Raw genomic sequence first — 7,276 nt, 5'->3', positions numbered from 1 at the left:
GGTCGGGGGGCTGGAACGGCGGGCGGACGGAAAGCGCTTTCCCGCTCCCGTCGCGGAGGAGCCTACTTCAGGTACTCCAGGCCAGGGTGCACCGCCGTGTACCCCTCCACCAGGCGTCGGGCGACGTTGACCGAGTCGACCAGGGGATGCAGGGCGAAGGCCTTGACCGCGGTCGAGCGGGAGCCCGATTCGGCGGCGGCGAGGACCTCGCGCTCGACGGCCTTGACCGCGCAGACCAGGCCGGTGGCGTGGTCGGGCAGCGGGGCGACGGCGACCGGGTGGGCGCCGTTGGCGTCGACCAGACAGGGCACCTCGATGACCGCCTCGGTGTCGAGGACGGAGAGGGTGGCCCGGTTGCGGACGTTGAGGATGAGGGTGGTGCGCTCGTCGCGGGCGATGGCCCGCATCAGGGCGAGGGCGACCTTCTCGTAGCCGCCGGAGAGGTCGTCGGCGTCGCGTTCGCCGGCGCCCGCCGTCTCGCGGTTCTCCGACATATAGGTGGCCTCGCGCTCGGCGCGGGTGCGGTCCCAGGCCTTGAGGGCGTGGGCGTCGGGCCGGCGCATCTCCTCGTAGAAGTGGGCCTGCTGGTCCTTGAGGAAGGCGCCGCGGGTCTTCTCGGCGGCCTGGTAGGCGCGGACCGCCTCGCGGTTGAAGTAGTAGTAGTGCAGGTACTCGTTGGGGACGGCGCCCAGGGACTGGAGCCAGTCGACGCCGAAGAGTTTGCCCTCCTCGAAGGAGCCGAGCAGATCGCGGTCGGCGAGGAGGCGCGGGAGTTCGTCGCGGCCGGCGACGCGCAGTCCGCGGACCCAGCCGAGGTGGTTGAGGCCGACGTAGTCGATCCAGGCCTCGCGGGGGTCGGCCCCGAGGACCCGGGCGATACGGCGGCCGAGGCCGACGGGTGAGTCGCAGATGCCGATGACGCGGTCGCCGAGGTGGCGGGACATGGCCTCGGTGACCAGGCCGGCCGGGTTGGTGAAGTTGATGACCCAGGCGTCGGGGGCGAGCCGGGCGACGCGCCGGGCGATGTCGACGGCGACGGGGACGGTCCGCAGCCCGTAGGCGATGCCGCCTGCGCCGACGGTCTCCTGGCCGAGGACGCCTTCGGCGAGGGCCACCTGTTCGTCGTGGGCACGGCCCTCGAGGCCGCCGACGCGGATCGCGGAGAAGACGAAGTCAGCGCCGGTGAGGGCCTCGTCGAGGTCGGTGGTGGCGGTCACCTCGGGGGCGTCGGGGATGTCGGCGGCCTGCTCGGCGAGGACGCGGGTGACGGCGGAGAGCCGTTCGGCGTCCAGGTCGTGCAGGACGACATGGGTGACCCGGCCCTCGCCGCGGTCCCCGAGGAGCGCCCCGTACACGAGGGGCACACGGAATCCGCCGCCGCCCAGAATCGTCAGCTTCACGCAACTACCACCTTTGCCGATCGTGCATGTGTGCGGGCAGGCGCGGGGCCCGCCGTGCGGCCGTGGGGCCGCCCGGCGCGGAGGACCCGCGCCGTGGCGCGTGGGGGGTGCCGGTCATCGGGACACGTGTCAGCCCGCCGCGCCCCTGTGCCGCCGTGGTCGCGGTGACGGGCGCGGGTCGGGCCGTCGTCGTGCACCGCACCGCCGTCCCGGGGGAGCATGCCGCCTGAGCGGTGGATCATGCCTCCGGCGGCGCGGTTCGTGCCCGGTGCGCGGTTCATGTGGTCACGACCTCGACCCCGGCCTCCTCGAAGGAGGAGCAGGTCGTCCCGTCCACGGGCGTGTTGGTGACCACGACGTCGAGTTCCCGGGGGCCGCAGACCCGCGCCATCCCCGTGCCGGGGAACTTCGCGGAGTCGGCGAGCAGGACCACCTTGTCGCTCGCCTTGATCATGGCGCGCTTGACCGGGACCTCGACGACGGTGGTGTCCATCACCTGGCCGCCGGGCCGCACCCCGCTGGTGCCGAGGAACAGCCAGTCCGCGTGCAGTTGACGGAGGTTGTCCTCGGTGAGGAAGCCGACGAGGGAGCGGTACTCGCGGCGGACCATGCCGCCGAGCAGCACCAGTTCGATGCCCTCGTCGTCCGCGAGTTCCTCGTAGACCACCAGGTTGCTGGTGATCACGGTGAGCCTGCGGCCGTGGAGCTGCCGGGCCAGGCGGTAGGCGGTGGTCCCGATGTCGAGCAGCACGGACTGGCCGTCGCGGACCATGGAGGCGGCCTGCGCCGCTATCGCGTCCTTCTCGGCCACCCGGACCTCGGCGACCTCGGCGAAGGGCTGGTCGCCCTCGTCCACGACCGCCCCGCCGTGCACCCGGGTGAGCAGCCCCTCCTCCTCCAGCTTGACGAGGTCTCGCCGGATGGTGGCCGGGCTCACACCGAGCTGTTCGGACAGATCGGTCACGGCAGCGGGGCCGCCTGATCGCAGGGCCCGCAGGATGAGTTGGTGTCGTCTCTCTGCCAGCACGCGCTGAACAGTACTCGTCATCCTCAATCATTTCCATGCTCACTTCTGCTCGGGTATTGACCAATCTCTCGGATCAGCGCACGATTCCCGGCATCGAATTTGAAGAGTTCTGACGAGAGGTGCACGCGTGGACGACGACCGGCCCGATGTGCTGCTGACCGGGCTGCTCTTCTACGACCTCGTGCTCACGGGGCTGGGAAGGCCGCCGACTCCCGGCGAGGAGATCTGGACCGACGGCATGGGCTGCGGACCCGGCGGCATCGCCAACCTGGCGGTGGCCACCGCCCGTTTCGGCCTGCGGACCTCCCTGGCCACGGTCTTCGGCGACGACTACTACGGCGGGTACTGCCGTGAGGTCCTCGCCGAACAGGAGGGCGTGGACCTCTCGCTCTCGCGCACCGCGGACGGCTGGCACACCCCCGTCACCGTCTCCCTGGCCCAGGGCCACGACCGGGCCCTCGTCACCCACGGCCAGGAGCCGCCGTACTCGCAGGACGCGCTGATGGGCGACCCGCCCGAGTCGCGTACCGCGCTCGTGCACATCGAGGCCGAGCCGCGCGAGTGGCTCGCCAAGGCGGCCGCGAACGGCACACACATCTACGCGGACGTCGGCTGGGACCCCACCCAGCAGTGGTCGCGTGAACTCCTCGGCCAACTCGCCCTGTGCCACGCCTTCCTCCCCAACGAGACCGAGGCGATGGCCTACACCCGCACCGACAGCGCGGTGGCCGCGCTCGGCACGCTCTCCGAGCTGGTGCCGGTCGCGGTCGTCACCCGCGGCGGGGCCGGCGCGATCGGCGTCGACCAGACGACCGGCGAGTACGCCGAGGCCCCCGCCCTCGACGTGGACGTCCTCGACACGACCGGCGCCGGGGACGTGTTCGGCGCGAGTTTCGTCGCGGCCTCCCTCGGCGGCTGGCCGCTGGAGGAACGGCTGCGGTTCGCCGTCCTGGCCGCCGGCCTGTCGGTACGGCACCACGGCGGGGCGCTCGCCGCCCCAGGCTGGTACGGCGTCGAGCGCTGGTGGCGCTCGCTGACCGACCCCGACCTCAAGAAGACCTACGGCTTCCTCGCGGACCGCATCCCGGCGGACACCGGACCACCGGTGCGCCACGCCCCCGTCACCCCACCCGCACGGCTGCCCTGAACCCCCCGGAAAAAACGCCCCTCAGTACCACGAACAGGAACAAACAGGAGTGTCCCGTGGACCTTTCTCGTAGAGGCTTCCTCCAGGCCGCCGTCTTCACCGCGGCAGCCTCCGGACTGACCGTCGCCTGTGGCGGCGGCTCGGAGTCCGGCGGTACCAAGAACGGCAAGAACCTGACCATGTGGTACTGGGGCGGCGCCCTCAGCGACAAGGTGGTCGCCGAGGCCAAGACGCACTTCAAGAGCCGGATCAAGCTGACCAGCGCCTCCATCGGCGGCGACTTCAAGCAGAAGCTGACCACCACCCTCGCCGCGGGCGGCTCCTCCGTCCCCGACATCACCGGCATCAAGGGCGAGGACATCGCCTCGTTCCTGCCCAACGCCGACCGCTTCCTCGACCTGAACGACCTGGGCTTCAAGAAGATCTCCTCCCAGTACCTGGAGTGGAAGACGAAGCTCGCCCAGACCAAGGACGGCAAGCAGATCGGCTTCCCGATCGACATCGGCCCCACCGCCCTCTTCTACCGCGCCGACCTGTTCGACAAGGCGGGCCTGCCCGACGACCCGGCCAAGGTCGCCGCCGAGGCGAAGACCTGGGACGACTACTTCGCGCTGGGCACCGAGCTGAAGAAGGCGCTGCCCGGCACCTTCCTGGTCAACAACATGGGCTCGGTGTTCAACATCGCGGTCGGCCAGGGCACCAAGCGGTTCATCGACGAGGACAACCACTTCATCGGCGACCAGGACCACATACGCGCCGCGTGGAACACCGCGATCCGCGCCTACCGGCTCGGCCTCGACGCGAAGATCAACGACCAGAGCTGGAACTCCGCCGTCGGCAAGAGTCTGACCACCGAACTCGGCGCCGCCTGGCACGCGTTGGACATCGAGTCGGCGGCACCGGACACCAAGGGCAAGTGGCGGGTCTGCGCGACCCCCGGCGGCCCGGCGAACCAGGGCGGCTCCTATCTGACCCTGCCGAAGCAGTGCCGCAACCCCGAAGAGGCGTTCAAGATCATCAGCTGGATCCTGAGCCCCGACAACAACGCCAAGAGCTTCACCGACGCCGCCATCTTCCCCGCCTCCGCCGCCTCGTACGCGATGCCGGCCATGACGGGCCCCGACGCCTTCTTCGGCGGACAGAAGATCATCGAGGTGTTCGGGCCGGCCGCCGAGGCCATTCCGGTGAGCTACGAGGCCCCCGCGGACTCCGCGGTCATGGCGCCCTTCATGGCCGAGCTGACCAGCATCGAGGCCAAGGGCAAGAAGCCCGACGACGCCTGGAAGGACGCGGTCTCCCAGGCCAAGCAGATCGCCCGGCGGCAGGGGGTGAGCTGAGGTGTCGTCACCTCCGGTCACCGGCCCCGCCGCGGTGCGCGAGCATCGCGGCGGGCCGGGCCCGGCCCGCTTCCGCCCGCGGCGCACCCCGCCCGCGGGCGCCGCTCGGCCCGCACGCCGCGGGGTGCTGTCGTACTGGCGGCAGTACCTGGCGATCTCGCCCTTCTATCTGATCTTCACGGTCTTCTCCTTCGGGCCCGTCTTCTACTCGCTGTATCTGGCGTTCCAGCGCTACGACGGACTGGGCACCAAGCAGTTCGTGGGGCTCCAGCAGTTCGAGTTCCTCTGGAACGACCCGGTCTTCTGGCTGTCGATCCGCAACACCCTGGTCATCTGGGTGCTGTCGACCGTCCCCACGCTCTTCGGCGCCCTCGTCCTCGCGACGCTGCTGCACTCGGTGCGCCGCTTCAAGGGCTTCTACCGCATCGCCCTCTACGTACCGAACGTCACCTCGATCGTCGCCGTGGCGATCTTCTTCGGGGCGGTGTTCAGCAACGACTTCGGTCTGGTCAACGCGATCCTGGGCGTGGTCGGCATCGATCCGGTGCCGTGGTTGAGCGATCCATGGCTGATCAAGGTGGTCATCGCGCTGCTGATGGCCTGGATGTGGACCGGCTACAACATGATCATCTATCTGGCCGGCCTCCAGGCCATCCCGCAGTCGGTCTACGAGGCGGCCAGGATCGACGGCGCCGGGCCCGTCCGGACGTTCTTCCGGATCACCATTCCGATCATGCGGCCGATCATCCTGTTCACCGTCGTCGTCTCCACGATCAACGGTCTGCAGAGCTTCAGCGAACCCCAGGTCCTGTTCGCCAGCAACGCCGCCAACCAGAACCTCGGCGGCCCCGGCCAGGCCGGTCTGACCACGCTGCTGTACTTCTACCAGTCGGCCTTCCTCGACAACGACTACGGCTACGGCGCGGCCATCGTGTGGGCCTTCTTCGTACTGATCATCGTGCTCGTCGTCATCAACTGGCGCATCGTGCAGCGAGGGAGGAAGTCATGACGGCCACGGCCACCACCCGGCCGGTCAAGGGGGCGCGGCGGCCCCGCCGGCCCAAGGGGCTGGGCACGCACGCCCTGCTCGTCCTGGCCGTCGTGATCTCGGTCTTCCCGTTCGTGTGGACGATCGTGATGGCGACCAACACCACCCGGGACATCTACCAGAGCCCGCCGAAGCTGACGTTCGGCTCGCATCTGCTGGAGAACATCCGCAACGTCCTCGACACCATCGACTTCTTCGGGTCGATGCTCAACACGGTCGTCGTCGCGTGTGTCACCACGGTGCTGGTGCTGTTCGTCGACTCCCTGGCGGCCTTCGCCTTCGCCAAGTTCGACTTCCCCGGACGCAAGATCCTCTTCGGCACGCTGCTGGTGTTCATGATGCTGCCGCTCCAGCTGGCCGTCCTCCCGCAGTTCATCCTGATGTCGGAGGTCGGCTGGGTCGGCATGCTCAAGGCACTGGTGTGGCCCGCCCTGTCCAACGCCTTCGGCATCTTCTGGCTGCGCCAGTACATCGAGAACGGCGTGCCCGACGAACTGCTCGACGCGGCGCGCATCGACGGCGCCGGGTTCTTCCGCCAGTACTGGAACATCGCGCTGCCGATGATCAGGCCCGCGATGTCGTTCCTCGCCATCTACGCCTTCGTCGGCGCCTGGAACGACTACGTGTGGCCGCTGATCGTGCTCACCAACCCGGACCACGTCACGCTCCAGGTGGAGCTGGCCCAGCTCAACGTCGGCCACAACACCGACTACAGCATGGTCATGGCCGGTGTGCTCATGGCGTCCCTCCCGCTGGTGATCGTGTTCTCCGTCTTCGCCCGCGGATTCATCGCGGGAGCCACCGAGGGTGCGGTACAAGGCACCTAGGGGGTGCTGTGCGGGACATCCACAACACCCCCTGACCCCTGTCGAGAGAAGAGGTGCACCGTGGTGGATGTCGTCGGAGCGGGACGACCGGAGCGGGGCAAGGTGCTCGTGGTGGGCATGGACGGACTGCGCTACGACCGGCTGATGCGGTCGCCGTCCACGGCTCCCGTGCTGCACGGCCTGATGGCCGCCGGCGCCTACGGCAGCAGTCTGCTGCCCTACGGCGAGGCGGACGGCAAGGCCGGGCACGGGCCCACCACGAGCATGGCCTACACGGACTCGGGACCGGGCTGGTCGAGCGTCATGACCGGGGTGTGGCCCGACCGGCACGGCGTGAGGGGCAACGACTTCGTCGGCGCCGACTACGCCCGCTACCCCGACTTCCTCACCCGCGCCGCCTCCGTACGGCCGGGCCTGCGCACGGCGGCCGCCGTGTCCTGGCCGACCCTGATCCGCCGCGGCACCCTGGGCCGCGGCGGATCAGGGTCGG

Annotated in this window: 7 protein-coding genes; 5 read left to right on the top strand and 2 right to left on the bottom strand. The window is 69.7% G+C overall.

The window, feature by feature from the left end; genetic code table 11:
- Positions 1–62 precede the first annotated feature (62 nt).
- On the bottom strand, positions 63–1,400 hold the full coding sequence (locus AOK23_RS19830) for a 6-phospho-beta-glucosidase (protein ID WP_055714037.1): 1,338 nt from the start codon (positions 1,398–1,400) through the stop codon (positions 63–65).
- Between the two features lie 277 nt (positions 1,401–1,677).
- Complete coding sequence (locus tag AOK23_RS19825; protein WP_055714036.1) at positions 1,678–2,427, bottom strand: DeoR/GlpR family DNA-binding transcription regulator; 750 nt, start codon at positions 2,425–2,427, stop codon at positions 1,678–1,680.
- A 127-nt stretch (positions 2,428–2,554) separates the two neighbouring features.
- On the opposite strand from AOK23_RS19825, the gene AOK23_RS19820 reads away from it, so the two are divergent.
- From AOK23_RS19820 to AOK23_RS19800, 5 genes are all read left to right on the top strand, one after another.
- A complete protein-coding gene (locus AOK23_RS19820) occupies positions 2,555–3,574 on the top strand; it encodes a carbohydrate kinase family protein (protein ID WP_055714035.1) in 1,020 nt (339 codons plus the stop codon).
- 56 nt (positions 3,575–3,630) lie between these two features.
- On the top strand, positions 3,631–4,911 hold the full coding sequence (locus AOK23_RS19815; protein ID WP_055714034.1) for an ABC transporter substrate-binding protein: 1,281 nt from the start codon (positions 3,631–3,633) through the stop codon (positions 4,909–4,911).
- Positions 4,912–5,035: 124 nt separating this feature from the next.
- Positions 5,036–5,920 (top strand): carbohydrate ABC transporter permease, encoded by an 885-nt coding sequence (locus AOK23_RS19810; protein ID WP_055714038.1) that lies wholly within the window; start codon positions 5,036–5,038, stop codon positions 5,918–5,920.
- Positions 5,917–6,786 carry a carbohydrate ABC transporter permease gene (locus tag AOK23_RS19805; RefSeq protein ID WP_055714033.1) on the top strand — a complete coding sequence of 290 codons (870 nt, stop codon included), beginning with the start codon at positions 5,917–5,919 and terminating at the stop codon, positions 6,784–6,786. Before AOK23_RS19810 ends, AOK23_RS19805 begins: the two co-directional genes overlap by 4 nt.
- 117 nt (positions 6,787–6,903) lie before the next feature.
- The coding region (locus tag AOK23_RS19800) for an alkaline phosphatase family protein (RefSeq protein WP_206336243.1) at positions 6,904–7,276 on the top strand (373 nt) is incomplete at its 3' end.

It is taken from the genome of Streptomyces torulosus (assembly GCF_001419765.1).
GTDB classification, from domain to species: domain Bacteria; phylum Actinomycetota; class Actinomycetes; order Streptomycetales; family Streptomycetaceae; genus Streptomyces; species Streptomyces torulosus.
Note: the sequence above shows the minus strand (reverse complement) of the source record. Positions and strands in the feature narration are given on the sequence as shown.

Bases quoted from the DNA above. Each gene is read 5' to 3' on its own strand.
- AOK23_RS19805 (WP_055714033.1), top strand. From the start codon at position 5,917: ATGACGGCCACGGCCACCACCCGGCCGGTCAAGGGGGCGCGGCGGCCC.